We start from the raw sequence: 25,212 nt of genomic DNA, 5'->3' as shown, positions 1-25,212 counted from the left end.
GCGACGGCGATGCGGAGCGATCGTCGCTGCAACGGAAATCGGATAGGCCGTGATCGAGCGATCGTGATCGGGCAGCGGCAACGAGACGTCGATTTAGTTCGTCATGCAGATCGATTGACGAGGTCGCCGTGAACCGATGCGCGCGTCGGGCATGCACGACGTGTCGGCGGGCCGATCGGATTCGGGCATCGGGCCGCCTGCGCGGTCGGTGCGCCTGCTCGGCCCGTGAGCCCGATGCAATCGCGTGGCATTCCGTACCGTCGGCTCGCCCGTTCGGCCGGCGATCCGGGCAGGGTATTCACCGATCGCGACACGGTTGCGCCGCAATTTTGCGACGTTAGAATCCCGCGCGCGTTCTATTGCGCCCCGCGCAGGCGAAAGCGGCGCCCCGCTATTCGTCATGCCGATACGCGTGCACGGGAACTTGCCAGGATCGGCCCGGATCGGCCACCATTCGCTTCCGGCCCGACTGCGTCATCCCACCGCAGTCCGGCCTCATACCGACAGAAATGCCAGCCGCACCGCGCAGCCGATCGAATCGGCGCGCGCGACCGGCTTGGAGGAGAACACCCATGTCAGAAAAACATCGGATCCTGGTGCTGGACGACGATCCGGAAGTGCGCGTCTGGCTGAAGAGCGTGCTGGAAGAGGCCGGATTCGAGGTCTCGGCCGTCGACAGCGCCGCCCGGATGCAGCAGCAACTCGCGGCCGCACCGCACGCGCTCGTGATTCTCGACCTGAAGCTGCGCGGCGAGGACGGCCTGACGGTCGCGCGCGAGCTGCGGCGCCGGTCCGACGTGTCGATCATCATGATCAGCGGCCTGGGCGACGAGACGGATCGGGTCCTCGGCCTCGAGACCGCGGCGGACGATTTCGTCACGAAACCGTTCTCCGGGCGCGAACTGATCGCACGGGTGCGCGCCCAGCTGCGGCGCACGATCGAGCTGTCGATGCCGCGCCCCGCATCGAACGGCGGCGGCCCGCGCTACTGCTTCGACGGCTGGACGATGGACCTGGCCGCGCGCACGCTGACGCACAACGGCGGCCCGTGCGCGCTGACGCAGGGCGAATTCGAGCTGCTCGCCGCGATGGTGCAGCAGCCGTCGCGGGTCTGGTCGCGCGACCAGTTGCTCGAACATACGCGCGGCTTCGGCATCGACGTGTACGACCGGACGATCGACGTGCTGATCCTGCGCCTGCGCCGCAAGATCGAGCCGAACCCCGAGCAGCCGACCTATATCCGCACGCAGCGTGGCATCGGCTACGTGTTCGCGGTGCCCGTCGTGCGGGTGTGACGCGATGCGCACGATGGTGAGGCTGTTGCCGCCCTGGAGTGTCCGGGCCAAGCTGATCGCGACGTTCCTGCTGCTGTTCGGCATCACGCTCGCGGTCGTGGTGGTCGGCGTGCTCGGCATGCGCGCGAACCAGAACGCGCTCGACGAATACGAGGCGAACGTGGTGCCGGAGATTGCCCGCGCGCTCGAGTTGTCGGACAAGGTCGCGCAGCTCGCCGCGGTCGCGCCGAGCATGATGCTGACCGATTCGCCGGACTTGCTGCACAACGACACCGAGCTGATGCGCGGCCTGCTCGGCGACATCCGGCGGCTGTCGCCGGGCTTCGGCAAGCAGCCGGGCCCCGCCGCGAAGGCGGGCGAGCAGCTCGCGGTGATCGACGACCTCGACGCGATCGACCAGGATCTCGCCCGGCTGCTGATCGTGTCGGGCAGGCAGCGGCAGCTCAAGGAGGAGCTGAGCGCGCTGCGCCTCGCGAACGACCGCATCGGCGACAGCATCGCGCGCGACAAGAGCGTGATCGCGCAGCGCGCGCCGACGCTGCTCGAGATCTGGGCCCGCACGGCCGGTGCGCTGCAGGCGGCCAACGCGGCGGAGCTCGGCAGCGCGGAAAGCGACAACGAGGCGCTGTGGCTGCGCGTGCGCGAGCGCGCCGAAGATCGCCGCCAGCCGGCGCTTGCCGAGGCGCTGCAGCAACTCGACGGCGGCGCGCGCAGCGTGTTCGCGGTGCGCCGCGAGTTTCTGTCGAGCGAAGCGCAGACGGGTTATCTCGTCACGCTGCTGCGCGGCCACGCGGATCACCTGAGCGGCAAGTCGGCGCGCTACGTCGAGCGCTTGCGGCAGATCGCCAGCGAGCGCAGCGACAAGGTGCGCAAGGTCGCGGTCTCCAGCCAGTCGGGCCTGCTGCTGCTGGCCGTCGCGGGTGTCGTGGTGGCGCTGCTTGGCGTCGCGTACGCGAGCCGCATCCTGCACAAGCTGCAGGCGATGACGCGCGTGATGGCGCGACTCGCGAAAGGGATCACGTCCGACCGGATGCCGTCGACGCACCGGCCGGACGAGATCGGCGAGCTGGCGCGCGCGTTCGAGGTGTTCCGCACCAACCTGATCGAGAAGGAGCAACTGACCCACGGGATCGAGTCGCAGCGTCGCCTGCAGGAGTCGGTGCTCAACTCGATGAACGACGGGGTGTCCGTCCACGACACGCACGGCAGCCTGATCGCGTGGAATCCGACCTTCGCGACGCTGCTCGGGATCGACCCGGGCACGCTGCATGCGGGCCTGTCGCTCGCGATGCTGCGGCAGGCCATGCATCAGCCCGCGCGCTGGCGCCAGGTGTCGCGCGCGACCGCGACCCGCACGTCGGACGGCGCGCGCATTGCCGCGTCGGCCGAACTGCACCTGCGTGACCAGCGGACCCTCGAATTCCACTGCCAGCCGCTTCCGGACGGCGGATGGGTGGCGGTCTGCCGCGACCTGACGAGCCGGCGCGCGGTCGAGGCGGAATTGCGCCAGGCGCAGAAGATGGACGTGCTCGGCCAGCTGACGGGCGGCGTCGCGCACGATTTCAACAACTTCCTCGTCGCGATACTCGGCAACCTGGAGCTGCTGCTGCCGCGGCTCGACGGCCAGCAGGACGCGCAGACGATGGCCGAGCGGGCGCGCCGCGCGGCCGAACGCGCGTCGCGGCTCACGCGGCGGCTGCTCGCGTTCGCGCGGCGCCAGCCGCTGCAGGCCGAACGCGTGTCGGTCAGGGCGATGCTCGCGGAGATGCTCGATCTCGTCGAATACTCGGCGGGCCAGCGGGTGACCGTCGTGCTGGAGCCGGCCGCCGACGCGATGTGGGTGAACGTCGACCGCGGCCAGCTCGAGAACGCGGTCCTCAACCTGACGCTCAACAGCGCCGCCGCGATGCCGGGCGGCGGAACGCTGGCGCTGGCCGCGCGCCGCGCACCGGCGGCCGACGGTGCCGCCACGCCGCACGCGATCGTGCTGAGCGTCACCGATACGGGCTGCGGGATCGCCCCGGTGCTGCTCGACAAGGTGATCGAGCCGTTCTTCACGACCAAGGCGGCCGGCGAGGGGAGCGGGCTCGGGCTCAGCAGCGTCTACGGCTTCGTGCGCCAGAGCGGCGGCGATCTGCACATCCACAGCGAGGTCGGTCAGGGGACGCGCGTGGAGCTGTGGCTGCCCGAGAGCGCCCCGCCTGAACGGCGCGGCGCGCCGGCCGTCACGGTGGCCGCGCCCGTTGCCGGACCGGCCGGTGCCCGCGTGCTCGTGGTCGACGACGATCCCGAGGTGCGCGACACGGCGCTCAGCCAGTTCGCGGCACTCGGCGCGCAGGCCGACGCGGTGGCCACCGGCGACGCGGCACTGCGCTGGCTGGCCGAGCACGGCCCCGTCACGCTCGTGCTGTCGGACATCTCGCTCGGCGCGGGCGGCAGCGGCATCGCGTTCGCGGCGCGGCTCGCCGAGCGCTGGCCGGCGCAGCGCGTCGCGCTGACCTCGGGCCTGCCGCCCGAGATTCATCAGACCCATCCCGACTGGCGCGCGGACCTGCCGTTCGTGCCGAAGCCGTTCGATCTGGCGGCGCTCGCCGCGCTGCTGGGCTGACGCGCGACGGCAATTGTTTCGATTGTTAATGGCGCGGCGCGTTTCCGAAATTTTCGATTAACCGGACTGGAGTCTCATAGACCCACGGCACCCGGCGACGCGCTCGCGACACCGCGGCGCACGATTCGAACGATTCGAAAAAAAACTGGAGACACCGAATGATGAAGCTCAAGGCAGGTTTGCTGACGATGGCGCTCGCGATGACGGCCGCCACGGCCACCAGCGCTGGCGCGGCGACGCTGCGGATCGCATGCGGCGCAGCCGGCGTCGACCAGGACATCTGCCAGGTCTCGGCGAAGCGGTGGGCCGAGAAGACCGGCAACGAGGTCGAGTTCATCAGCATGCCCAATAACTCGAGCGAAACGCTGGCGCTTTATCAGCAGTTGCTCGGCGGCGGTTCGGACAAGATCGACGTGATGCAGATCGATACGGTCTGGCCGGGCATCCTCGCGAACCACCTGATCGACCTGAAGCCGTACAGCAAGGGGCTGGAAAGCCAGTCGTTCCCGAGCATCGTCGCGAACAATACGGTGAACGGCAAGCTGGTCGCGATGCCGTGGTTCATCGATACGGGGCTGCTCTACTACCGCAAGGACCTGCTCGACAAGTACCGCGTGAAGGTGCCCGCCACGTGGGAGGAGCTCGATGCCACCGCGCGCAAGGTCCAGTCGGGCGAGCGTGCCGCCGGCAACGAGAAGGTCTGGGGCTACGTGTGGCAGGGGCGCGCGTACGAAGGGCTGACCTGCGATGCGCTCGAATGGGTCAGCAGCTACAACGGCGGCACGGTGGTCGACGACAAGGGCCGCGTGACCATCGACAACCCGGGCGCGATCAAGGCGCTCGAGCAGTCGGCGAAATGGGTCGGCACGATCAGCCCGAAGGCTGTGCTGAACTACGGCGAAGAAGAGGCGCGCGGCGTGTTCCAGGCCGGCAACGCCGTGTTCATGCGTAACTGGCCGTACGCATGGGCGATCGCGAATCGCACGGGCAGCCCGATCAAGGGCAAGGTCGGCATCGCGCCGCTGCCGAAGGGCGGCGCCGACGGCCGCCCGGCCGCCGCGCTGGGCGGATGGCAGCTCGCCGTGTCGCGCTACTCGCCGAACCCGAAACTGGCCGCCGATCTCGTGATGTATATGGCGAGCGCGGACGTGCAGAAGATGCGCGCGATCCAGGCGTCGTTCAACCCGACGATGCCGGCGCTCTACCGCGACAAGGACATCCTGCAGGCCAACCCGTTCATGGCCGACCTGCTGCCGACCTTCAGCACGGCGGTCGCACGGCCGTCGACCGTGACCGGCGCGAAGTACAACCAGGTCAGCAACCAGTTCTGGAATGCCGCGCACGACGTGCTCGCCGGCAGCGACACCGCAGCGAGTGCGCTCGCGCGGCTCGCCGCCACGCTCAACCGGCTCGCGCCGGGCGGCAGCTGGCACTGAGCGCCGCGGCGCGCGATTGATCGATCGGGCCGGCCTCCGCAGGGTGCCGGCCTGACAGGAGACATCGAATGAGAACCGGAAGCATCGAGATAAGTAGCACTCCTGCATTCGTGCAGGAACCTGTCCGGGCCCGAGCCGGGCTTGCCCGCGCGCGCCGGCGCCAGGCGTGGCTGCTGGTGGCGCCCGCACTGCTCACGCTGGCGGCAATCGCCGGCTGGCCGCTGCTGCGCACCGCGTGGTTCAGCCTGACCGACGCGCAACTGTCCGACCTGTCGCAGCGTCATTTCGTTGGCCTCGACAACTATCTCGGCGCGGCGGGCGTGCTGCGCGACCCGGCCTGGTGGCAGGCCGTCGGCAATACCGTGCTGTTCGCCGTCGTGTCGGTGGTGCTCGAGACGGGCACGGGCCTCGGCGTCGCGCTGCTGCTGGACGTGCCGTCGCGGCTGCGCACGCTGCTGCGCGCGGCCGTGCTCGTGCCGTGGGCGATCCCGACCGTCGTGTCGGCGAAGATCTGGAGCTGGATGCTCAACGACCAGTTCGGGATCGTCAACGCGATGCTGATGTCGATCGGCGCGATCCACGAGCCGCTCGCGTTTACCGCCGATGCGCACCTCGTGTTCCCGACCATCGTGCTCGTCGACGTGTGGAAGACCACGCCGTTCATGGCGCTGCTGATGCTCGCCGCGCTGCAGACCGTGCCGCGCGATTGCTACGAGGCCGCGCGTGTCGACGGCGTGCCGCGCTGGCGCGTGTTCCGCTCGGTGACGCTGCCGCTGATCCTGCCCGGCGTGCTGGTCGCGATGATCTTCCGCTCGCTCGACGCGTTGCGCGTGTTCGACCTGATCTACGTGATGACGTCGAACAGCCGGATCACGAAAAGCATGTCGATCTATGTGCGCGAACAGCTGATCGATTTCCAGCAGGTCGGGTTCGGGTCGGCGTCGGCGATGTTGCTGTTCGTCACGATCGTGCTGTTCACCATCGGCTACATGGCGGTCAGCCGCCGCCGGATGCAGGAGGCGTGACATGAAGAAGCATCCGCTCGACATCGCGATTCACGGGCTGCTGTCGGCGCTCGTGCTGGTGATCTCGCTGTTTCCGTTCGTCTACATGATCGGCACGTCGATCAAGCATGGCGACGCGTTGTTCGATACATCGCTGTTCCCGGCGAGCCCGTCGCTCGACAACTATCGCCAGCTGTTCCGCGACCAGCCGTTCGGCGCGTACCTGCTGAATTCGGCGCTCGTCGCGGGCGGGGCGGTCGCGTTGTCGCTCGCCGTGTCGGTGCTCGCCGCGTATGCGCTCGGCCGCGTGTCGTTTCGTGGGCGTGGAGTGCTGATGATGTGCATTCTCGGCGTGTCGATGTTTCCGCAGGTCGCGATCCTGTCGGGCTTGTTCGAGCTGGTCCGCTCGCTCGGCTTGTACGACCACCTCGGCGCGCTCGTGTTGTCCGACCTGATCTTCACGCTGCCGTTCACGATCTGGATTCTCGTCACGTTCATGCGCGAGTTGCCGCGCGAGCTGGAGGAGGCGGCGCTCGTCGACGGCGTCGGCGTGTTCACGCTGATCTTCCGGATCTTCATGCCGCTGCTGCGGCCGGCACTGGCCGCGACGTCGCTGCTCGCGTTCGTGTCGGCCTGGAACGAATTCCTGTTCGCGCTGACCTTCATGATCTCGTCGAGCCAGCGCACGGTGCCGGTCGCGATCACGATGATCTCGGGCGCGAGCAGCTACGAGTTGCCGTGGGGAACCATCATGGCCGCGTCGGTCATCGTCACCGTGCCGCTTGTGCTGCTGGTGCTGGTGTTCCAGCGGCAAATCGTCTCCGGCCTGACTGCCGGTGCGGTCAAGGGTTGACGCGTAGCGGCCCGAACAGGATCAAGAGGGAAAACATGAGTCAGATCAAGTTGAGCGGTCTTCGCAAGCAGTTCGGCACGACCCCCATCCTCAGCGACGTGAATCTCACGGTCGAGCAGGGCGAGTTCTGCGTGTTCATCGGCCCGTCGGGCTGCGGCAAGTCGACGTTGCTGCGGATCGTCGCCGGCCTCGAGGAACAGAGCGCGGGCGACGTGTGGATCGACGGCCGTTGCGTCAACACGTTTGCGCCCGCGCAGCGCGACATCGCGATGGTGTTCCAGAGCTATGCGCTCTATCCGCACATGTCCGTCTACGAAAACATGGCGTTCGGCCTGCGTCATCTGCGCCTGCCGAAGGACGAGATCGACCGGCGCGTGCGGCTCGCTTCCGAGTCGCTGCGCCTCGGCGAGCTGCTCGAACGCAAGCCCGGCGCATTGTCCGGCGGCCAGCGGCAGCGTGTCGCGATCGGCCGCGCGATCGTCCGCAAGCCGAAAGTGTTCCTGTTCGACGAGCCGCTGTCGAACCTCGATGCGGCGCTGCGCGTGAAGACGCGTGTCGAGATCGCGAAGCTGCACCGCAGCCTCGACAGCACCAGCATGATCTACGTGACGCACGACCAGGTCGAGGCGATGACGCTCGCCGACAAGATCGTGCTGCTGCGGCCGCTCGAAGGGCGTAGCGGAATCGCCAGCGTCGCGCAGATCGGCACGCCGCTCGATCTGTATCACCGGCCGGCGAGCCAGTTCGTCGCCGGTTTCATCGGCTCGCCCGCGATGAATTTCCTGCCGGCCAGCGTCGCGGCGGCCGGCAGCGGCGAGGTTCGCGTGCTGGTGCGCGACCATCCGCTCGGCGCCGACGTGTCCGGCGACGGCCTCGAGACGGGCGCCGGCGTGACCCTCGGCATTCGCCCCGAACACGTGCGGGTCGGCACCGGCGCCGTGACCGGCCAGGTCGCGCACGTCGAGCAGATGGGCGAACACACCTATCTGTATCTCGACACGCCGCTGTGCGACCAGCCGATCGTCGCGAAGACCGATGCCGCCGGCGCGCGGGTCGGCGAGCGCCTGCGCGTCGATCTGCCGGCCGGCGCACTGCATCTGTTTCATCCGGACGGACGCGCGGCGGTACGCACGCCGCGCGAGCCTGCCGCGCCGGCGCTCGCGATCGCCTGAGCGGCGCGCGGTACCCGGCGAGTTCAACTACAGGTTTCAGGCGGCCACGGCGCATGGCCGCTGTCGAATGGGCGCCAAATCATCGATAAAGGATAGTCATGCTAAACAAGAAGCTTTCAGTGATCGTATGGAACGAGTTCGAGCACGAACGGGAAAACGCGGGCGTGCGCGCGATCTATCCCGATGGCTTGCACCAGGTGATCGCCAGCGCGCTCGCCGAGACGCCGGCGCTCGGCCACGGTGCGTTGCCGCTCGAGATCGGCACCGCGACGCTCGACCAGCCCGAGCACGGCCTCAGCGAAGCACGGCTCGCCGCGTGCGACGTGCTGATCTGGTGGGGGCACAAGGCGCACGCGAAAGTCTCCGACGAGATCGTCGAGCGCGTGCAGCGCCGCGTGCTCGAAGGGATGGGCCTGATCGTGCTGCATTCCGGGCACTTCTCGAAGATCTTCCGCCGCCTGCTCGGCACGAACTGCTCGCTGAAGTGGCGCGAGGCAGCCGAGAAGGAACGGCTGTGGGTCGTCGAACCGTCGCATCCGATCGCGGCCGGGCTCGGCGAGTACTTCGAGCTGCAGCACGAGGAAATGTACGGCGAGCGTTTCGACATCCCGCAACCGGACAGCACCGTGTTCATCTCGTGGTTCGAGGGCGGCGAGGTGTTCCGCTCGGGCTGCTGCTGGGAGCGCGGTCATGGCCGGATCTTCTATTTCCGCCCCGGGCACGAAGCCTACCCGACCTATCACGACCGCAACGTGCAGCGCGTGATCGCGAACGCGGTGCAGTGGGCCGCGCCGCGCGTGAACCTCGCCGACCGCTGCCCGAACTCGCCGCCGCTCGAAAAGCTCAGCGAGAAAAGCCAGCAGTTCGCGCACGTCGGCATCCAGCAAGGCGCAGGAGACCTCGCATGAACGACGATTACAAGGTTGAGCTGCCGGAAGCGGCGGCGATCGCGCGCGGCCGGCGCCTGCGCGTCGGCGTGATCGGGCTCGGGATCGGCCGCAAGCATATCGAAGGGTGGCGCGAGCATCCGGACGTCGACGTGGTCGCGATTGCCGACCCCGATGCGAAGCGGCTTGAGAAGGTCGGCGACGCGTTCGGCATCGATGCGCGCTACGCGTCGGCCGACGCGATGCTTGCCGCCGAGAAGCTCGACGTCGTCAGCGTGTGCACGCCGAACAAGTTCCATCGCGAGCTGACGCTTGCCGCGTTCGACGCCGGCTGCCACGTGCTGTGCGAGAAACCGATGGCGCTGAACGCGGACGAAGGGCGCGAGATGCTGATCGCCGCGCAGCGCGCCGGCAAGCGGCTGATGATCAATTTCTCGTACCGCTTCAGTGCGCAGTCGCGCGCGCTGAAGGCACAGGTCGAAAGCGGCCTGTTCGGCGATTTCTATTTCGGGCGGACGGTCTGGCATCGACGCCGCGGGATGCCCGGCTTCGGTGGCTGGTTCGGCACGAAAGCGCTGGCGGGCGGCGGGCCGCTGATCGATCTCGGCGTGCATCGTCTCGATCTCGCGCTGTGGCTGATGGGCTATCCGAAACCCGTGTGGGTGATGGGCAGCACCTACGATCCGATCGCGCGCGAGCTGGCGGCGCGTGCGGGCAAGACGTTCGACGTCGAGGATCTCGCGGCCGCGCTGATCCGCTTCGACAACGGCGCGACGCTCGCGCTCGAGGCGTCGTGGGCGACCAACATCCAGGAAGCGGAGCTGATGGAAACCCGCCTGCTCGGCACGCGTGCCGGGCTGCTGCAGAAGAACCTGAACGAGGGCTACACGTTCGACGCGCACGTGTTCATCGAGCAGAACGGCGCGCAGTTCGACATGCGCCTGAATCCGCCCGCGGAAGGCGCGCATTCCGCGATGTACGACTACGCGGAAGCGATTCTGTGCGATGTCCCGCATCCCGCGCCCGGTGAGGAAGGGCTGATCGTGATGGAGATTCTCGACGCGATCTATGCGAGCGCGGCCGCGGGCGAGCCGATCCGCATTCACGCGCCGGGACCGGCGGCCGTCGCCGCATCGCCGGTGGTGGACCTCGACGTCGCGGGCTGAAGCCGCGCGCTGACTTCGTACCGGGCCGGCGCGCGGATCGTCCACCGCGCCGGCCCGTCAGCAGCATGACGGACGACGCAGCACACACACCTATTCGATGACGCCGCGCATTGCACGCGGCGCACAAACAACGTTTGGAGACACGTTCATGATCGACGAAGCAGGCTGCGCCGCGCGCGGCCCCGCACGCACCCCGTTCAGGCTCACGCGGCTCGCCGCCGCTTTCTCGCTGGCCGTCGCGTCGGCCGCGCTGCATGCGGCGCCGGACCCGGCCACGACAGTCGCCGACAGCGCGCCGGGCGGCCTCTCGCAGGCCACCGGCGTCGTGCCGGCCGACACGAGCCCCGCCAACGTGGTGACGCCGACACCGTCGTCGGCCTGGAACCAGCTGACGCCGTGGACGCAGTTCCATGGTTATATGCGGGCCGGCGTCGGTACGAGCGACGGCCATACGCAGGCCTGCTTCCAGTTACCGGGCGCACCGAGCAAATACCGGCTCGGCAACGAATGCCAGGTCTACAGCGAACTGGAGATCGATCAGACGCTGTACAAGTTCTCGAACGGCATGCAGCTGTCGGCAGTGGGGATGGCGAGCCTCGTCAACGATCTCGATCGCGCGCCGACCTTCAGCGGCGATCACGGCAAGATTCGCATGCCGGAGTCGTACGTGCAGCTCACGAACTTTCCGGGGCTCGACGACATGCGGGTCTGGTTCGGGCGCATCTACTACCGGCGCAACGACGTCCACATGAACGACTTCTATTACTGGAACCCGAGCGGCCTCGGCGCGGGCATCGAGAACGTGCCGATCGGCGGCGGCCTGAAGCTCAGTTATGCGCTGTTCCGCGAGGACTACATCGACCAGCCGAACTACGCGACGCGCCATGACCTGCAACTGTCCGGCGTGCATCCGAACCCCGGTGGCGAACTGCAGTTCGGGCTGTCGTACATCCCGGCCCGCGCGCCGGTGCTGAATTCGAGCGGCGTGCTGCAGGACGCGCACAGCGGCTGGTCGTTCACGGTCCAGCACGTGCAGACCAATCTGCTCGGCGGCAAGAACAAGCTCGCGTTCCAGTATGGCGTCGGCCCGGGCACGGGCCTCAGCTACACGGGCACGCTGACGAACGACAACCGCTACAAGAGCTTTCGCGTGCTCGATGCGTTCGACTGGCAGGCGACGCAGAACTTCAGCGGCCAGGTGGTCGGCATCTATCAGCGCGACATCGCGCCGTCGGGCGGTTCGCAGACGTGGGTGTCGATGGGCGTGCGGCCCGTGTACGCGTTCACGCAGCACATCAAGCTGCAGGGTGACCTCGGGCACGATCGCGTGACGCCGTCCGGCGGTCCGACGCGCACGCTGTTGAAGGCGAGCGTCGCGTTGACGCTCGCGATGGACCGGTCGTTCTGGTCGCGGCCGGAATTCCGCGTGTTCTACACGTATGCGCGCTGGAACCAGGCGGCGCAGGACGCGGCGGCGCCCGGCGATCCGTTGTCGACGACGGGCATTTTCGGTACCTCGCGCTCGGGCTCGACGGTCGGCGCGCAAGTCGAATGGTGGTGGTGAACGACATGACGGAACGCTGTACGACGATATCGATGGGGGCCGATGCCGCGCCGTTCTCGCGCATCGTGTTCGGGATGTGGCGGATCGGCGACTGGGCGTTGTCGGTCCGCGAGCGCCGTGCGCTGGTCGACGCGGCGCTGGAACTCGGCGTGACGAGCTTCGATCATGCGGACATCTACGGCGACTACACGGCCGAGGGCCTGTTCGGCGACGTGCTGGCCGATGCGCCGCACTTGCGCGACCGGATGCAGATCGTCACGAAGTGCGGGATCCGGCTCGTGTCCGCGCGCCGGCCCGCGCACGGGATCAAGCACTACGACACGCGCGCCGCGCATGTCGTCGCGTCGGTCGAGCAGTCGCTGCGTGCGCTGCGCACCGACCGGCTCGATCTGCTGCTGCTGCATCGGCCCGATCCGCTGATGGATGCCGACGAGGTCGCCGCGACCTTTGCCGCGCTCCGGCGCGACGGCAAGGTGAGGGACTTCGGCGTATCGAACTTTACGCCGGCGCAGGCCGCGTTGCTGCAGGACCGCATGGCGGCGCACGGCATGTCGCTCGCGACGAACCAGGTCGAATGCTCGCTGCTGCATCTCTCGCCGCTCGACGACGGCACGTTCGACCAGGCGCAGCACTGGCGCTGTCCGCCGATGCTGTGGTCGCCGCTCGCGGGCGGACGCGTGCTGACGGAGGCGTCGCCCGCCGCGATTCGGGTGCGCGAGAGCGCGGCGCGGATCGGCGACGCGCTCGGCGTGTCCGCGACGACGGTGCTGTTCGCGTGGCTGCTCGCGCTGCCGTGCCGGCCGCTGCCGATCGTCGGGTCGAGCCGGATCGCGGCGCTGCGCGAAGCGGCAGCGGCGACCCGCATCGCGCTCGGGCGCGAGCACTGGTTCGAACTGCTGGACGCGGCGCGCGGCGTGGAGGTGCCATGACCGTTGCGATCGATACACGATGACAATTCGGGAGATGGGATGAGCGTAGCAACCCTCAACGGGGATCCGGTCGCGCCACGCGGCGTGCGCGCCGGCGAACCCCGCTTGCTGGCGGACATCGGCGGCACGCATGCGCGCTTCGCGCTGGAGACCGCGCTTGGCGGGATCGGCGACGTGCGCGTCTATCGATGCAGCGCCCATGCCGGCATGGACGACGCGGTGCGCGCGTTCCTGCGCGACACGGGCGGCGCACGGGTGCGGAACGCGGCGATCGCGATCGCCAATCCCGTGGACGGCGACATGGTCAGCATGACCAATCATGACTGGCGCTTCTCGATCGACGCGACGCGCCGCGCGCTCGGGTTCGACACGCTGCACGTCTTCAACGACTTCGCGGCGCTGGCGATGGCCGTGCCGCATCTGCCCGCGGGACAACGGCGGCAGGTCGGCGGCGGGCACGCGGCGCCCGCGGGTACGATCGGCGTGCTCGGCGCGGGAACGGGGCTGGGCGTCTCGGCGCTCGTGCGCGCGGGCGATGCCTGGGTGCCGGTGTCAGGGGAGGGCGGGCATGTGTCGTTCGCGCCCGCCGATGCACGCGAGGCCGACGTGCTGCAGTACGCGCGGGCGCGCTGGCCGCACGTGTCGTTCGAGCGGCTGGTCGCGGGCCCCGGCATCGCGGTGATTCACGCGGCGCTCGCCGCGCGCGACGGCTGCGACGCACCGCGGGCCGACGCGGCCGATACGGCCGCGATCATCGATCGTGCGCTCGCCGGCGACGCACGCTGCATGGCGACCCTGGATTGTTTCTGCGGCATGCTCGGCACGTTCGCGGGCAATCTGGCGCTGACGCTCGGCGCGACCGGCGGCATCCATATCGGCGGGGGCGTCGTGCCGCGCCTCGGGGTATTGTTCGATGCATCGCCGTTTCGAGCCCGCTTCGAGGCGAAGGGCCGTTTTGCCGCTTACCTCGCGAAAATTCCGACCTTCGTGATCACCGCACCGCATCCGGCGTTCGTCGGTGTGTCGCGCCTGCTCGCCCGCGCGTTGGGCGAGGCCGGCTGACGCGAGTCCGGCCGGCGGCGTTGTAGTGCGACTGTCTGTAATAAGTCAGCATGTCGAAAGAAATCGGGCGCGCGACGCTGTCCTATGGAATACGCCGACTGGAAGTCGTCCCGGAACTCATTTACTTTTAGAGGAGTGTCGCCGAGGCGTCGTGCGTTCCGGAGGAGTCGTGACTGCATTCCAGAAGGTGTGGCAGATGTTCGTCGGAAAGCCGCTGGACCCGCTCGATCCGCGCACGCGGCATGCGATCGCCGTGACGCCGTTGCTGGCCTGGGTCGGGCTCGGCGCCGACGGCCTGTCGTCGTCGTGCTACGGCCCGGAAGAGGCGTTCCTCGCGCTGGCGCACCACACGCCGCTTGCACTGTTCCTCGCGCTCGCGACGGCGGCGACCGTGTTCATCATCGCGCTCGGCTACAACCAGGTGATCGAGCTGTTCCCGACGGGCGGCGGCGGCTACCGCGTCGCGACTGCGCTGCTCGGTGCGAAGCCGGGGCTCGTGTCGGGTGCGGCGCTGCTGGTCGACTACGTGCTGACCGTCGCGACGTCGCTCGCGAGCGGCGTCGATGCGTTCTTCAGCCTGTTGCCCGTCAGCGCGCAGGCGTTCAAGCTCACCACCGAGATCGTGCTGATCCTGATGATGACGGGACTCAACTTCCGCGGGATGCGCGAATCGATCATGGTGCTGCTGCCGATCTTCATCGGCTTCGTGATCCTGCACTTCGGGCTGATCGTGTATGGCGTCGCCGTGCACGGCAGCAACCTCGCGATGATCGTGCCCGATGCGGTGCACGAGGCGCACGGGATGTCGCAGTCGCTCGGCGTCTTCGTGATGCTCGCGTTGCTGATGCGCGCGTTCTCGCTCGGCGGCGGCACGTATACCGGCCTCGAAGCCGTGTCGAACAACGTCAACATGCTGGCCGATCCGCGCGTGCCGAACGGCAAGGTGACGATGTGGTACATGTCGACGTCGCTCGCGTTCACGGCCGGCGGCATCATCCTGCTGTACATGCTCTGGCATGCGCGGCCCGTCGAAGGCGAGACGCTCAACGCAGTGGTATTCGGCAGCGTGATCGACCATCTCGGGCTCGGCTCGGCGTTCGCGCGCCACGCGTTGCTCGCGGCCGTGCTCGCGTTCGAGGCCGGGCTGTTGATGGTCGGTGCGCAGACGGGTTTTCTCGACGGTCCGGCCGTGCTGTCGAACATGGCGTCGGATTCATGGGTGCCGCGCCATTTCCGTGACCTGTCGACGCGTCTCGTGCGGCAGAACGGCATCATCGTCGTCGGCCTGTCGAGCCTGCTGATCCTGCTGTGGACGCACGGCAACGTCGATGTGCTCGTCGTGCTGTACAGCATCAACGTGTTCCTCACGTTCAGCATGTCGCTGCTCGGGCTGTGCACGTACTGGTGGCGCCATCGCAGCGAGAGCGGCTGGTTCAAGCACTTCTTCCTGTCCGCGCTCGGGCTGAGCGTGACGGCGACCGTGCTCGTCATCACGCTGATCGAGAAGTTCACGGCGGGCGGCTGGCTCACGGTGCTCGTGACGAGCGCGGTGATCGCGCTGTGCTTCATGATCAACCGCCACTACGCGTACACGCGCGCGCAGCTCGCGAAAGAGGACGCGCTGTTCTCGGGGCAGCCGCCCGTGGTCGACGAGGCTACCGCGCCGGGCAAGCCCGATCCGTCGCAGCCGACGGCCGTGCTGCTGGTCGGCAAGCATCGCGGCGCGAGCATGCACGCGCTGCTGTGGGTCAACCGGCTGTTCCCCGGGCACTTCCGCAACGTGATCTTCCTCGCGGTCGGCGAGGTCGACGCGAAGGCGTACGACGGGCACGAACATCTCGAACGGCTGCGTCACTCGATCACCGAAGCGCTCGACTACTATGTCGCGCACTGCCGCCGCAACGGCATCGCGGCCGACTACCGGATCGCGTTCGGCACGAATCCCGTCGTGGAGTTCATGAACCTCGCGTCGTCGACGCTCGACGTTTATCCGAACGCGGTGTGCTTCGCGAGCAAGCTGATCTTCCGGCGCGTGAATTTCCTGACCGCGTGGCTGCACAACCAGACGCCCGTCGAGCTGCAGGCGCGCCTGCACGTCGAGGGCAAGCAGATGGTGCTGCTGCCGATGAACGTCGGCTGACGGCGGCGCGTCGGCCAGCGGCCGGCGCCGCGAACGCGTGAAAACGATCTCATCGCGCCGGCTCGAAAGGGGACGTTCTGCAGTCGAAATCATCGGAAAAGATTTGCTAAGATGCGCGGCGCATTGGCGCGATCAATCGAACGACAAATCCTTTCCGAGAGACCTCCATGAAATTCCTGCTTGCCGCCGGACTCGCCGGCTTCGCTGTGTCTGCATTCGCACAGACCGTGTCGCCGGGCGTATGGCACGACGAAACCGCCTACACGCTGAACGGCAAGCCGCTGCCGCAGGCGTCCGGCTCGATGCCGGACCAGTGCCTGACCGACGCGGACGCGAAGGACCTGCGCAAGACGATGGCGGCGCGCATGCAGCGCGACAACGTCAACTGCACGATCACCCACTGGGACTATGCGGGCACGACGCTGAAGGTCGCGCTGTCCTGCGCGAACGAACAGGGGCACGGCAACGGCACGGTGACGGGCGCGGTCACGCCGACCAGCTACGACCTGAAGGGGCAATTGCGCGGGCAGCATGCGCAGGCCGGTGCGTACACGCTCGCGTGGACGTGGCGCGGCAAGCGCGTCGGCGACTGCCAGTAACGGATCGACACGGCGCGCATCGCTTGCGCGTATCGCGCCGGTCGGCCGTTTCGCGACACGATTGCAGTCATGCCGGGCCCAAACGCTTGAATGCATCACATTGTGATATAAAATAGAAGCAGGCCTTCGTGCCATCCGGCCTCTACACCGTAAACGAACCCGGCCGCGCGACGCGCGCATCGTGCCGGGCGAACGTCCGGTTCAGAAGAACGGGGCGGCGATCGCGCGCGGCGGGATGGTCGACAGGCCTCGCCGCGACCGGCGGCGCGAAGCGCCGTGCGGATTCGCGGCGACGCCAAGGGGAAATGACGATGCTGGTGACGTTTCGGTCTTCCGCCGCACCCGATATCGTGATGTTGCGCGATCTGGCGCAGTATCTGCTGGGGCTCGTCGGCAAGGGGCTCGACGTACGCGGCGTGATTTCCACCGACGAGCTGCCGGGCGCGATCGCGCGGCTCGAGCAGGCAATCAGGGACGATGCGGCGCGGGAACGCGCGCACGAGCATTCGACGCGGACGCCGCGCGACGATGCGGCGCCGCATGCAGCCGGGCTCGCGCAGCGCGCGTGGCCGCTGCTGGACATGATGCGTGCGGCTCACGAACAGGGCCGGCACGTGATGTGGGGCGTGTAGGCGCGCAGCGCGCGCGTGCTCCCCGCGGAACCGGACCTCCGCTGAAAGGCCGACGGCCTCGCGTCGAACGACGCGCAAGCCGTCGGCCGATTTTTTTGCATGGCGCGATCGTCGGAGCAATTACGGATGACGATGCGTATGCGAGCGCGGCGAGCGCCGCGCGGGCCGGTGCAGCAGCCTGTCGCGCGTACGGTCGCGGCCGCGCCGGGCCGTGAAGAACAGCACCGCGAACACGAGGAGCGCGAGCAGCACGAGGGTCTGGACGATACCGTTTTCCATGTCGCCTCCGGCAGGTTGGGGGACGAGGTGCGCCGCGGCCGGCCATCAGCCGCCTGGCATGGCGGCGTCGGCGAGCTTTGCGTCGATGAAGCGCTTGGCCAGCGCGATCGAGATCCGGAGCGCGTCCGCGTCGCTGCGGAACACGTGATGCTTCGGGTCGAGCAGGTGCGCTTCGTGGCATCCGCCCGCATCGCGCCAGTACACGACCGCGAGCGGCTGGTACAGCGCGCCGAGTTCGAGCCCTTCGCCGGCCACCGGGTCGACGAGTGCGACCGCGCGGATCCCGCACTGGCGATAGGTCAGGCAGAGCGGCGAATCCATGACGGTTTCCCCGGCGGGCACCGGCCGTTCCGACCCCGCGCGACGCATGATCGGACGAATCGGCGCAGGGCCGTGTTCACGTCAGCAGCGGCATCGCCTCGATCAGCGCGATGCCGAGCAGCGCGCCGATCGCGGCGCCGACCAGTTTCGGGTGCCACCGTTCGAGATGCAGCGCCGTCAGCAGTGCGCCGAACAGGATCACGCCCAGCAGCGCGAACGCGATCACGAGATAACCGATTTCGAAATCGTTGTTGATCAGCATGATGTCTCCTTCCCATGTCGGCGTGTTCCGTCCGGCGGAGTTGCGTTCAGGCGACGTCGCACGCCCGGATGACCTGTCTGAATTATATATCACAACATGATATAAAAATCGATCGGGCCCGGTGTGGAGTGAACAAGGCTGACATTGCGATGTTGCGAAGCTTGTGACGTTGCCGTGGCGCGCCGGACGCGTCGCGAGCCGGCCCGCCGCCACGCGGCTTGACGCTTGCCGGCACGTCACCCACACTGGTCCGCACGACCGGCACGCAGCACGCGTGCCCGTCATGCGCGCGTCATGCGGGTCGAACCGTCCGCGCCGGCGCGCGGCCCTGGCGTCCAGCAACGAACGCGCGGAGAGTTTTGACGTGGTGCGTTTCCCTTCCCGATGGACCGGCTGCCTGCTCGTCTGCGCCATTGCGCTCGGCGCCGGCGCGCTTGCGCGGCCGGTCGCGGCCGAACCACTCGACGCGCACGACACGGGCGACGAAGCGCCCGTCACGCTTGTCAGCGATGTCCACGAATTCGTGATCCAGCACGACGGCTCGCTCGACGAGCACGACGATTCGACGCTGCGCGCGAACAACGCGAACGGCATCGACGCGGTCGCACAGCGCTACGTGTGGTTCGACAAGAATCTCGAACAGGTCGACCTGCTCGCGACCGAGACGATCGACCGCGACGGCGTCGCGCATCCGGTCGGCGCCGACGGTATCCGCGACGTGCAGGAGCCGCGCTCGGCCGGCGCGCCGACGTTCCAGGACGGGCTGTTGCGCACCGTCGTGTTTCCCGGCGTCGAAGCCGGGTCGAGCACGCGCGTGGCGTTCCGCAAGACGCGCACGAAGCCCGTCAATCGCGGCTACTTCGGCTACACCGTCGAGCCGTCGCGCGAGCCCGTCGACAGCCAGCGGCTGATTTTCGACGTGCCGGCCGACCTGCCGCTGTACGCGGACGCGCGCGGTTACGTCGCGCTGCCGCCGGTGACGGCGAACGGCCGCACGCGCTACGAGTTCGATTACCGGCACGGCCCGTACGACCGCATCGAGAACGGCTCGGTCGGCTACCCGACCTACGGCGACCGGCTCGTCGTGTCGACGCTGCCCGACTACGCGGCGTTCGCCGCGCGCTACCGCGACGCGGCCGTCGACCCGGGCGTGAACGATCCGGCCGTCGTGCAGCTGGCGCGCGCGCTCACCGCGGATGCCGCCGATCCGCGCGACAAGGCGCGCATCCTGTACGACTGGGTGCAGGCGAACATACGCTACGTCGGTTTGTTTCTGGGCGAAACGGCCGCCGCGCCGCATCGCGCGACGGACATCCTGCGCAACCGCTACGGCGACTGCAAGGACCATGTCGCGCTGTTCGGCGCGCTGCTCGCGGCGGTCGGCATCCGCAGCGAACCGGTGCTGATCAATCTCGGCGCCGTGTACACGCTGCCGTCGGTGCCCGGTTACGGCGGCGGCGCGATCAATCACGCGATCACGTGGCTGCCCGATCTCGCGCTCTACGCGGATACGACGACGGCCGGCATCGCGTTCGGCTACCTGCCGCCGATCGTGATGGATCGCCCCGCGCTGCTCGTCGACACGGGCGTGCTGTCGCGCACGCCGGCCACGCAGCCGCGCGGCCGTGTCGCGCGGGTCGAGATCGATGCCGCGCAGCCCGGCGCCGCGCGTTTTCATGCCTACGTCGAGGACGATGGCTGGACAGCCGAACTCGAACGCAACCTGTTTCGCCGCGCGACGCACGACGGCATCGAGCAGCTCGCGACCGCACGCCTGCGGCAAAGCGGCTTGCGCGGCCGCGCGCAACTGTCGACCAGCGACCGGCGCGTGACCGACGGACCGTTCGACGTGACGCTGTCGGGCACGCTCGATCATTTCGTGTGGCCCGACGGCACGACCGCGTTGCCCGCGCTGTCGAGCCTCACGGGTGGCATCGCGACGCAGGTCGAAAGCTGGCTGGCCGAACCGGTGCGCACGCAACCGTGGGGCTGTATCGGCGGCACGTTCGACGAGACTGGCCAGATCGTACTGCCGGCCGATGTCGTCGTGACCGACCTGCCGGCCGACGCGGCCGTGCACGCGCGCTTCGTCGATTTCACGTCGCATTACGTGTTCGATGCGGCCGCGCGCGTCGTGCAGGTCACGCGGCGAATGACGGCGGATTTCGGCCGGCAGGTGTGCACACCCGACGAATTCACCGCGCTGCGCGCATCGCTCGAACGCATCGAACGCGACACGCAGGCGCAGATCGTGGTGCGGGCGAAAGGGCGTTGAACGGGCAGGGGCAGTGAGCGCGTCGTCGCCATCGGCCGATGCGCAGGAGAGACATCATGACGGAACGGGACTACGAGATCGCCGATCTCTCGAAGGAATTGCTGGGCCGGATCGTGCAGGGCACCGTCGCGAGCGGCGCGGCCGTGGATGCCGAGCAGTGCGCGGCGCTCGCCGTGCAGTGCGCGACGGCGCTGGTCGACAAGCTCGGGGCGCGTAGCGGTTGAACGCGGAAGGGCATCACGCACGGTGGCGGTGGCTTGAGCGACGCCGGCGAGCGAGTTCGCGGCCGGCGTGCTGTGCGTGCGCGACGGCGCCCCGGCCCCGGTCGCGGCGCCTGTGGCACCCGCGCCCGTGAAGGCGCCGGCGAGCAAGCAAGCGACCCCGGAGCAACGCATAGCGGCCCCGATCGGCGTCGCACGTCACGCGTCAGGCATTACGCGTCGACGCGCGCCTCGCCGTCCGCGCGCACGGCCCCCGGCGGCTTCCCCACCACCCGCTTGAACGCGCGGCTGAACGCCGCCAGCGAGCCATAACCGAGCCGATACGCCACCGCTTCGATGGCCTCTCGGTCGCGCGCGATCCACTGCGCGGCGAGCCGCATCCGCAGCTCGGTCAGGTAGCGCACCGGCGTCATCCCGGTTGCCGCGAGAAAGCGCTCGGCGAACACCGAGCGCGACACGCCCGCTTCGGCGGCCAGTTCCGCGACGCTCCAGTTGCGGCCCGGGTCGCGATGCAGCGCGACGATCGCGCTGCCGAGCTTCGGCTCGCGCAGCGCCTGCACCCAGCCCGTCGCGTCGCCGCATCCGCACTCGACCCAGCCGCGCACGATGAACGCCGCGACCACATCCGCGAGCCGCGCGAGGATGCCCGCGAAACCCGCGCGCGCCGAGCAGGCCTCGCGCTCCATCGCGTCGAGCATCGGGCGGATTTCCGGGTAGCGCGAGAGCAGCGTGCCGACGTGCATGAACTCGGGCATCGTGCCGACCAGCGGCTGCATGCCGCCGAGATCGAGCTCCATGCACGCGCTGAAGATCAGTGCATCGCCGGCGCCTGGCTCCGTCGCCGCACAGGCCGCCGGCGACGCGCCGGCCGATGCCACCGACGCGACCGTATCGCAGATCTTCGCGGCCGCGAAGCCGTGGATCTCGCGGCACGGCGCATCCGGATCGGACACCAGCGCATGCATGCCGCCATGCGGCAGCAGGATCGCGTCGCCGGCCTCGAGCCGCATCGTCGCGCCGGCCGCGTCGCGCAGCAGCACGGGCCCGCGCCCGACGAAATGGAACTGCGCGCGGCCCGGCGCCTCGCCGAAGCTCAGCCCGAACGGCCGCGCGACCTGGATGCGGCGGTACTGGACGCCGCTCAGCCGCATCCCCAGCAGCAGCTCGCTGACGAGGTCGTGCACGTCGGGGACGGGGGGAAGCAGGGGCTCGGACATATCGAGATTCGGACGATCGATCAACAAGAACGGATTGTATGTCATAGACCGTCCTGTTGCCGTTCCTTACGATACGCCGTCATTGGTACTTCTCCCTATACGGACACGGAACGACGCATGAATCCCGGAATTTCCCCGGCCGCCTCGATGGCGGCCCCCCGCGAACCGGCCTGGGGCGCGGTATTCGCGATGACGCTCGGCGTCTTCGGGCTCGTCACGGCCGAATTCCTGCCCGCCAGCCTGCTCACGCCGATGGCCGACAGCCTCGGCGTGACCGAAGGCGTGGCCGGGCAGGCCGTCACGGCCACCGCGACGGTCGCGCTGGTCACGAGCCTGCTGATCTCCGCGCTGACGCGCACGATCGACCGGCGGCGCGTGCTGCTCGCGTTCTCGGTGCTGCTCGTCGCATCGAATCTCGCGGTCGCGTTCGCGCCCAACCTGACGACGCTGCTGATCGGCCGCGTGGTGCTCGGCATCGCGCTCGGCGGTTTCTGGACGATGGCGACGGCCACCGCGATGCGGCTCGTGCCGACGTCGATGGTGCCGCGCGCGCTGTCGATCATCTTCAGCGGCGTGGCGGTCGCGACGATCGCGTCCGCGCCGATGGGCAGCTACTTCGGCCACCTGATCGGCTGGCGCAACGTGTTCCTGATCGCGGCCGTGCTCGGCAGCGTCGCGTTCGTGTCGCAGGTGATGACGCTGCCGTCGATGCCGCCGAGCGGCACGACGCGGCTGCGCACGCTGATCGACGTGCTGCGCCGTCCGACCGTCGGCCTCGGCATGTTCGCGACGATCCTCGTGTTCACCGGGCATTTCGCGTTCTTCACGTATCTGCGGCCGTTCCTCGAACAGGTCGCGGGCGTTGGCGTGAACGGGCTGTCGGCGATCCTGCTCGGTTACGGCATTGCCAACTTCGTCGGCACGTCGCTCGCGGGCCGCGTGCTCGAACACCGGCTGCGGCCGATGTTGATCGCGATGCCCGCGCTGATGGTCGTACTCGGCATCGCGCTCGTCGCGCTCGGCCGTGCGCCGATGATCGACGCGGTGCTCGTCGCGTTGTGGGGGATGGCGTTCGGCGGCGTGCCTGTTGCGTGGTCGACGTGGGTCACGCGCACCGTGCCCGACGAGGCCGAGAGCGCGGGCGGGCTGATCGTCGCGGCGATCCAGCTCGCGATCGCGACGGGTGCGGCGGCCGGTGGCGTCGTGTTCGATGCGAACGGCGCGGCCGGTGTGTTCGTCGGCGCGGCCATCGTGCTGGCCGTCGCGGTCGCGACGATCGTGACCGGCGTGCCGAAGCGGGTCGGTGTGGCGGTGTCCTGACCGGCCGGGCAGGCCCGCGCTTCGCGGGCCTGCCGGCGGTCGTCGGTCCGTCAGGCGGCGTCGGTGTCCGCGATGCGGTCGAGTTCCGCGAGCGCGTCTTCCGGCAGGTCGAGGTCGGCCGCCGCGAGATTCTCGCGCAGATGCGTGACCGACGACGTGCCCGGAATCAGCAGCACGTTCGGCGCGCGGCGCAGCAGCCACGCCAGCGCGACCTGCATCGGCGTCGCGCCGACGCGTACCGCCACCGCGGACAGCGTCGACGACTGCAGCGGCGAGAAGCCGCCGAGCGGAAAGTACGGCACGTAGGCGATACCGTCACGGGCCAGCGCGTCGATCAGCGCATCGTCGCCGCGATGCGCGATGTTGTAGTGGTTCTGCACGCAGACGATGTCGCAGATCTGCCGGCCTTGCGCGACCTGCGCGGCCGTCACGTTGCTCAGGCCGATATGGCGGACGAGCCCGCGCCGCTGCAGTTCGGCGAGCACGCTCAGCGGCGCCTCGATCGATCCTTCGGCCGGCCCGTGCCGGTCGAACATGATGCGCAGGTTGACGACGTCGAGCACATCGAGTCCGAGATTGTGCAGGTTGTCGTGCACGGCCCGTTCGAGTTCGTCGGGCGCGAACGCGGGCAGCCACGATGCGTCGTCGCCGCGCCGCGCGCCGATCTTGGTGACGATCACGAGATCGTCGCGATACGGATGCAGGGCCTCGCGGATCAGCCGGTTGGTGACGTGCGGGCCGTAGAAGTCGCTGGTGTCGATATGGTCGACGCCGGACGCGACGGCTTCGCGCAACACGTCCAATGCCGCGTCGTGGTCCTTCGGCGGGCCGAATACACCCGGCCCCGCGAGCTGCATCGCGCCGTAGCCGATGCGTTTGACGTTGCGATTGCCGAGCCGGAAGGCGGCGGTGTGTCGAATGTCGGACATGACTCTGCTCCTGTTGATGAGTGCGCCCAGCATAGGCATTGGCCGTCTGCGCGATAAGCCGTCATAATCCGCACGGGTTGTACGAAAAGGCGAACAATGCAAGCCGATCTGGGTGATCTGAATGCGTTCATGTCAGTGGCGCGTGCCAGCGGATTCCGTGACGCCGCGCGCGTGACGGGCCTCAGCGCGTCGGGGCTGAGCGAGGCCGTGCGCCGGCTGGAGGCGCAGCTTGGCGTCCGGCTGCTGCACCGCACGACGCGCAGCGTCGTGCCCACCGAAGCCGGCGAGCGCCTGCTCGCGCGCCTCGGGCCCGCGTTGACCGAAGTGGCGGCGGCGCTCGACGGTATCGGCGATTTCCGGGACAGACCGGCCGGCACGCTGAAGCTGAACGTGCCGCTCAGCGCGTCCCGGCTCGTGCTGCCCGCGATCGTGCCGCGCTTCCTCGACGCGTACCCGGAGATCCGGCTGGAAGTGATCGCCGACGAAAGTTTCGTCGACGTGCTGGCGGCGGGATGCGACGCGGGCATCCGCTACGACGAACGGCTCGAACAGGACATGATCGCGGTGCCGATCGGCCCCCGCATTCAGCGGTTCGCGACCGCGGCCGCGCCGGGTTATCTCGACCGTCACGGGCGGCCGCGGCATCCGCGCGACCTGCTCGACCATCGCTGCCTGCGCGGACGTTTCGCGAGCGGATCGATGCCGCCGTGGGAGTTCGAGCGCGACGGCGAGGTCGTGCGGATCCAGCCGGCCGTCGGGCCGCTGCTGGTGCAGATCGGCGGCGCGTCGGACCTGGTGGTCGATGCGGCGATCGCCGGCACGGGCATCGTGCATCTGTTCGAAGACTGGCTGCGCCCGTATTTCGAGAGCGGCGCCCTCGAACCCTTGCTCGAACCATGGTGGCGGCCGTTTTCAGGGCCGTTCCTCTATTACCCCGGGCGCCGTCTCGTGCCACCGGCACTGCGCGCGTTCATCGATTTCATCAAGGCATCCTGAGCGTTGCGACCGAACGAGCGGGCGGGCGTCGCGCCGGCCCGCCGC

At 68.7% G+C, this 25,212-nt stretch carries 22 protein-coding genes and 1 pseudogene; 18 read left to right on the top strand and 5 right to left on the bottom strand.

Going from position 1 to position 25,212, the window contains the following annotated elements; translation table 11 throughout:
- Positions 1-572 precede the first annotated feature (572 nt).
- The 14 genes and pseudogenes from H3H55_RS29615 to H3H55_RS29550 all read left to right on the top strand — a co-directional run bounded on the left by H3H55_RS29615 (position 573) and on the right by H3H55_RS29550 (position 17,347).
- Positions 573-1,295: a winged helix-turn-helix domain-containing protein gene (locus H3H55_RS29615; RefSeq protein ID WP_166954770.1), complete on the top strand. Its 723-nt coding sequence runs from the start codon at positions 573-575 to the stop codon at positions 1,293-1,295.
- A 16-nt stretch (positions 1,296-1,311) separates the two neighbouring features.
- Positions 1,312-3,903, top strand: coding sequence for an ATP-binding protein (locus H3H55_RS29610; RefSeq protein ID WP_319022347.1), 2,592 nt, complete (start codon positions 1,312-1,314; stop codon positions 3,901-3,903).
- Between the two features lie 158 nt (positions 3,904-4,061).
- Complete coding sequence (locus tag H3H55_RS29605; protein WP_193101294.1) at positions 4,062-5,339, top strand: ABC transporter substrate-binding protein; 1,278 nt, start codon at positions 4,062-4,064, stop codon at positions 5,337-5,339.
- Positions 5,340-5,407: 68 nt separating this feature from the next.
- Positions 5,408-6,364 (top strand): carbohydrate ABC transporter permease, encoded by a 957-nt coding sequence (locus H3H55_RS29600; RefSeq protein ID WP_129516561.1) that lies wholly within the window; start codon positions 5,408-5,410, stop codon positions 6,362-6,364.
- A 1-nt stretch (position 6,365) separates the two neighbouring features.
- Positions 6,366-7,196: a carbohydrate ABC transporter permease gene (locus H3H55_RS29595; protein ID WP_048248244.1), complete on the top strand. Its 831-nt coding sequence runs from the start codon at positions 6,366-6,368 to the stop codon at positions 7,194-7,196.
- A gap of 35 nt (positions 7,197-7,231) precedes the next feature.
- A complete protein-coding gene (locus H3H55_RS29590) occupies positions 7,232-8,368 on the top strand; it encodes an ABC transporter ATP-binding protein (protein WP_193101293.1) in 1,137 nt (378 codons plus the stop codon).
- 98 nt (positions 8,369-8,466) lie between these two features.
- On the top strand, positions 8,467-9,276 hold the full coding sequence (locus tag H3H55_RS29585) for a ThuA domain-containing protein (protein WP_048248242.1): 810 nt from the start codon (positions 8,467-8,469) through the stop codon (positions 9,274-9,276).
- The gene (locus H3H55_RS29580; protein WP_129516563.1) at positions 9,273-10,421 is read left to right on the top strand and encodes a Gfo/Idh/MocA family protein; all 1,149 of its coding nucleotides are present in this window, start codon (positions 9,273-9,275) and stop codon (positions 10,419-10,421) included. The genes H3H55_RS29585 and H3H55_RS29580 overlap by 4 nt, the downstream gene beginning before the upstream one ends.
- Positions 10,422-10,569: 148 nt before the next feature.
- On the top strand, positions 10,570-11,985 hold the full coding sequence (locus tag H3H55_RS29575) for a maltoporin (RefSeq protein WP_193101292.1): 1,416 nt from the start codon (positions 10,570-10,572) through the stop codon (positions 11,983-11,985).
- A 5-nt stretch (positions 11,986-11,990) separates the two neighbouring features.
- Positions 11,991-12,914, top strand: coding sequence for an aldo/keto reductase (locus H3H55_RS29570; RefSeq protein ID WP_226800399.1), 924 nt, complete (start codon positions 11,991-11,993; stop codon positions 12,912-12,914).
- Positions 12,915-12,953: 39 nt separating this feature from the next.
- Positions 12,954-13,961 (top strand): annotated as a pseudogene (locus H3H55_RS29565) (glucokinase); the annotation flags it as partial.
- Positions 13,962-14,172: 211 nt separating this feature from the next.
- Complete coding sequence (locus tag H3H55_RS29560; protein WP_226800626.1) at positions 14,173-16,116, top strand: APC family permease; 1,944 nt, start codon at positions 14,173-14,175, stop codon at positions 16,114-16,116.
- 167 nt (positions 16,117-16,283) lie between these two features.
- A complete protein-coding gene (locus H3H55_RS29555) occupies positions 16,284-16,715 on the top strand; it encodes a DUF3617 domain-containing protein (protein ID WP_193101288.1) in 432 nt (143 codons plus the stop codon).
- 311 nt (positions 16,716-17,026) lie between these two features.
- The gene (locus tag H3H55_RS29550) at positions 17,027-17,347 is read left to right on the top strand and encodes a DUF1840 domain-containing protein (protein WP_048248286.1); all 321 of its coding nucleotides are present in this window, start codon (positions 17,027-17,029) and stop codon (positions 17,345-17,347) included.
- Positions 17,348-17,467: 120 nt separating this feature from the next.
- On the opposite strand, the gene H3H55_RS29545 is transcribed toward H3H55_RS29550, so the two are convergent.
- The 3 genes from H3H55_RS29545 to H3H55_RS29535 form a co-directional block, all read right to left on the bottom strand.
- Positions 17,468-17,626, bottom strand: coding sequence for a hypothetical protein (locus H3H55_RS29545; RefSeq protein WP_193101287.1), 159 nt, complete (start codon positions 17,624-17,626; stop codon positions 17,468-17,470).
- A gap of 45 nt (positions 17,627-17,671) precedes the next feature.
- Positions 17,672-17,947: a hypothetical protein gene (locus H3H55_RS29540; protein ID WP_193101286.1), complete on the bottom strand. Its 276-nt coding sequence runs from the start codon at positions 17,945-17,947 to the stop codon at positions 17,672-17,674.
- A 76-nt stretch (positions 17,948-18,023) separates the two neighbouring features.
- Entirely contained in the window at positions 18,024-18,209 is a 186-nt protein-coding gene (locus H3H55_RS29535; protein ID WP_048248236.1) for a hypothetical protein, read from the bottom strand.
- A 364-nt stretch (positions 18,210-18,573) separates the two neighbouring features.
- Here H3H55_RS29535 and H3H55_RS29530 point away from each other — a divergent pair, with 364 nt between their 5' ends.
- On the top strand, positions 18,574-20,484 hold the full coding sequence (locus tag H3H55_RS29530; RefSeq protein WP_193101285.1) for a DUF3857 domain-containing protein: 1,911 nt from the start codon (positions 18,574-18,576) through the stop codon (positions 20,482-20,484).
- A gap of 56 nt (positions 20,485-20,540) precedes the next feature.
- Positions 20,541-20,708 (top strand): hypothetical protein, encoded by a 168-nt coding sequence (locus H3H55_RS29525; RefSeq protein ID WP_164992085.1) that lies wholly within the window; start codon positions 20,541-20,543, stop codon positions 20,706-20,708.
- Positions 20,709-20,917: 209 nt separating this feature from the next.
- Here the strand turns inward: H3H55_RS29525 and H3H55_RS29520 are convergent, their stop codons facing one another.
- Positions 20,918-21,967: an AraC family transcriptional regulator gene (locus H3H55_RS29520; RefSeq protein WP_193101284.1), complete on the bottom strand. Its 1,050-nt coding sequence runs from the start codon at positions 21,965-21,967 to the stop codon at positions 20,918-20,920.
- Positions 21,968-22,039: 72 nt separating this feature from the next.
- On the opposite strand from H3H55_RS29520, the gene H3H55_RS29515 reads away from it, so the two are divergent.
- Positions 22,040-23,242 carry an MFS transporter gene (locus H3H55_RS29515; RefSeq protein ID WP_193101283.1) on the top strand — a complete coding sequence of 401 codons (1,203 nt, stop codon included), beginning with the start codon at positions 22,040-22,042 and terminating at the stop codon, positions 23,240-23,242.
- Positions 23,243-23,292: 50 nt separating this feature from the next.
- Here the strand turns inward: H3H55_RS29515 and H3H55_RS29510 are convergent, their stop codons facing one another.
- A complete protein-coding gene (locus H3H55_RS29510) occupies positions 23,293-24,171 on the bottom strand; it encodes an aldo/keto reductase family oxidoreductase (protein WP_193101282.1) in 879 nt (292 codons plus the stop codon).
- A gap of 96 nt (positions 24,172-24,267) precedes the next feature.
- On the opposite strand from H3H55_RS29510, the gene H3H55_RS29505 reads away from it, so the two are divergent.
- Positions 24,268-25,167 (top strand): LysR family transcriptional regulator, encoded by a 900-nt coding sequence (locus tag H3H55_RS29505; protein ID WP_193101281.1) that lies wholly within the window; start codon positions 24,268-24,270, stop codon positions 25,165-25,167.
- Positions 25,168-25,212 lie beyond the last annotated feature (45 nt).

Source organism: Burkholderia sp. Z1 (assembly GCF_014893795.1).
Lineage (GTDB): Bacteria > Pseudomonadota > Gammaproteobacteria > Burkholderiales > Burkholderiaceae > Burkholderia > Burkholderia theae.
Note: the sequence above shows the minus strand (reverse complement) of the source record. Positions and strands in the feature narration are given on the sequence as shown.

What these genes read in the sequence shown, in the direction of transcription:
- H3H55_RS29510 (WP_193101282.1), bottom strand. Translation starts at nt 24,171, where the DNA reads ATGTCCGACATTCGACACACCGCCGCCTTCCGGCTCGGCAATCGCAAC.
- H3H55_RS29575 (WP_193101292.1), top strand. Translation starts at nt 10,570, where the DNA reads ATGATCGACGAAGCAGGCTGCGCCGCGCGCGGCCCCGCACGCACCCCG.
- H3H55_RS29570 (WP_226800399.1), top strand. Translation starts at nt 11,991, where the DNA reads ATGACGGAACGCTGTACGACGATATCGATGGGGGCCGATGCCGCGCCG.
- H3H55_RS29600 (WP_129516561.1), top strand. Translation starts at nt 5,408, where the DNA reads ATGAGAACCGGAAGCATCGAGATAAGTAGCACTCCTGCATTCGTGCAG.
- H3H55_RS29550 (WP_048248286.1), top strand. Translation starts at nt 17,027, where the DNA reads ATGCTGGTGACGTTTCGGTCTTCCGCCGCACCCGATATCGTGATGTTG.
- H3H55_RS29555 (WP_193101288.1), top strand. Translation starts at nt 16,284, where the DNA reads ATGAAATTCCTGCTTGCCGCCGGACTCGCCGGCTTCGCTGTGTCTGCA.
- H3H55_RS29605 (WP_193101294.1), top strand. Translation starts at nt 4,062, where the DNA reads ATGATGAAGCTCAAGGCAGGTTTGCTGACGATGGCGCTCGCGATGACG.
- H3H55_RS29545 (WP_193101287.1), bottom strand. Translation starts at nt 17,626, where the DNA reads ATGGAAAACGGTATCGTCCAGACCCTCGTGCTGCTCGCGCTCCTCGTG.
- H3H55_RS29595 (WP_048248244.1), top strand. Translation starts at nt 6,366, where the DNA reads ATGAAGAAGCATCCGCTCGACATCGCGATTCACGGGCTGCTGTCGGCG.
- H3H55_RS29560 (WP_226800626.1), top strand. Translation starts at nt 14,173, where the DNA reads ATGTTCGTCGGAAAGCCGCTGGACCCGCTCGATCCGCGCACGCGGCAT.
- H3H55_RS29535 (WP_048248236.1), bottom strand. Translation starts at nt 18,209, where the DNA reads ATGCTGATCAACAACGATTTCGAAATCGGTTATCTCGTGATCGCGTTC.
- H3H55_RS29590 (WP_193101293.1), top strand. Translation starts at nt 7,232, where the DNA reads ATGAGTCAGATCAAGTTGAGCGGTCTTCGCAAGCAGTTCGGCACGACC.
- H3H55_RS29505 (WP_193101281.1), top strand. Translation starts at nt 24,268, where the DNA reads ATGCAAGCCGATCTGGGTGATCTGAATGCGTTCATGTCAGTGGCGCGT.
- H3H55_RS29525 (WP_164992085.1), top strand. Translation starts at nt 20,541, where the DNA reads ATGACGGAACGGGACTACGAGATCGCCGATCTCTCGAAGGAATTGCTG.
- H3H55_RS29580 (WP_129516563.1), top strand. Translation starts at nt 9,273, where the DNA reads ATGAACGACGATTACAAGGTTGAGCTGCCGGAAGCGGCGGCGATCGCG.
- H3H55_RS29615 (WP_166954770.1), top strand. Translation starts at nt 573, where the DNA reads ATGTCAGAAAAACATCGGATCCTGGTGCTGGACGACGATCCGGAAGTG.
- H3H55_RS29515 (WP_193101283.1), top strand. Translation starts at nt 22,040, where the DNA reads ATGAATCCCGGAATTTCCCCGGCCGCCTCGATGGCGGCCCCCCGCGAA.
- H3H55_RS29585 (WP_048248242.1), top strand. Translation starts at nt 8,467, where the DNA reads ATGCTAAACAAGAAGCTTTCAGTGATCGTATGGAACGAGTTCGAGCAC.
- H3H55_RS29520 (WP_193101284.1), bottom strand. Translation starts at nt 21,967, where the DNA reads ATGACATACAATCCGTTCTTGTTGATCGATCGTCCGAATCTCGATATG.
- H3H55_RS29540 (WP_193101286.1), bottom strand. Translation starts at nt 17,947, where the DNA reads ATGGATTCGCCGCTCTGCCTGACCTATCGCCAGTGCGGGATCCGCGCG.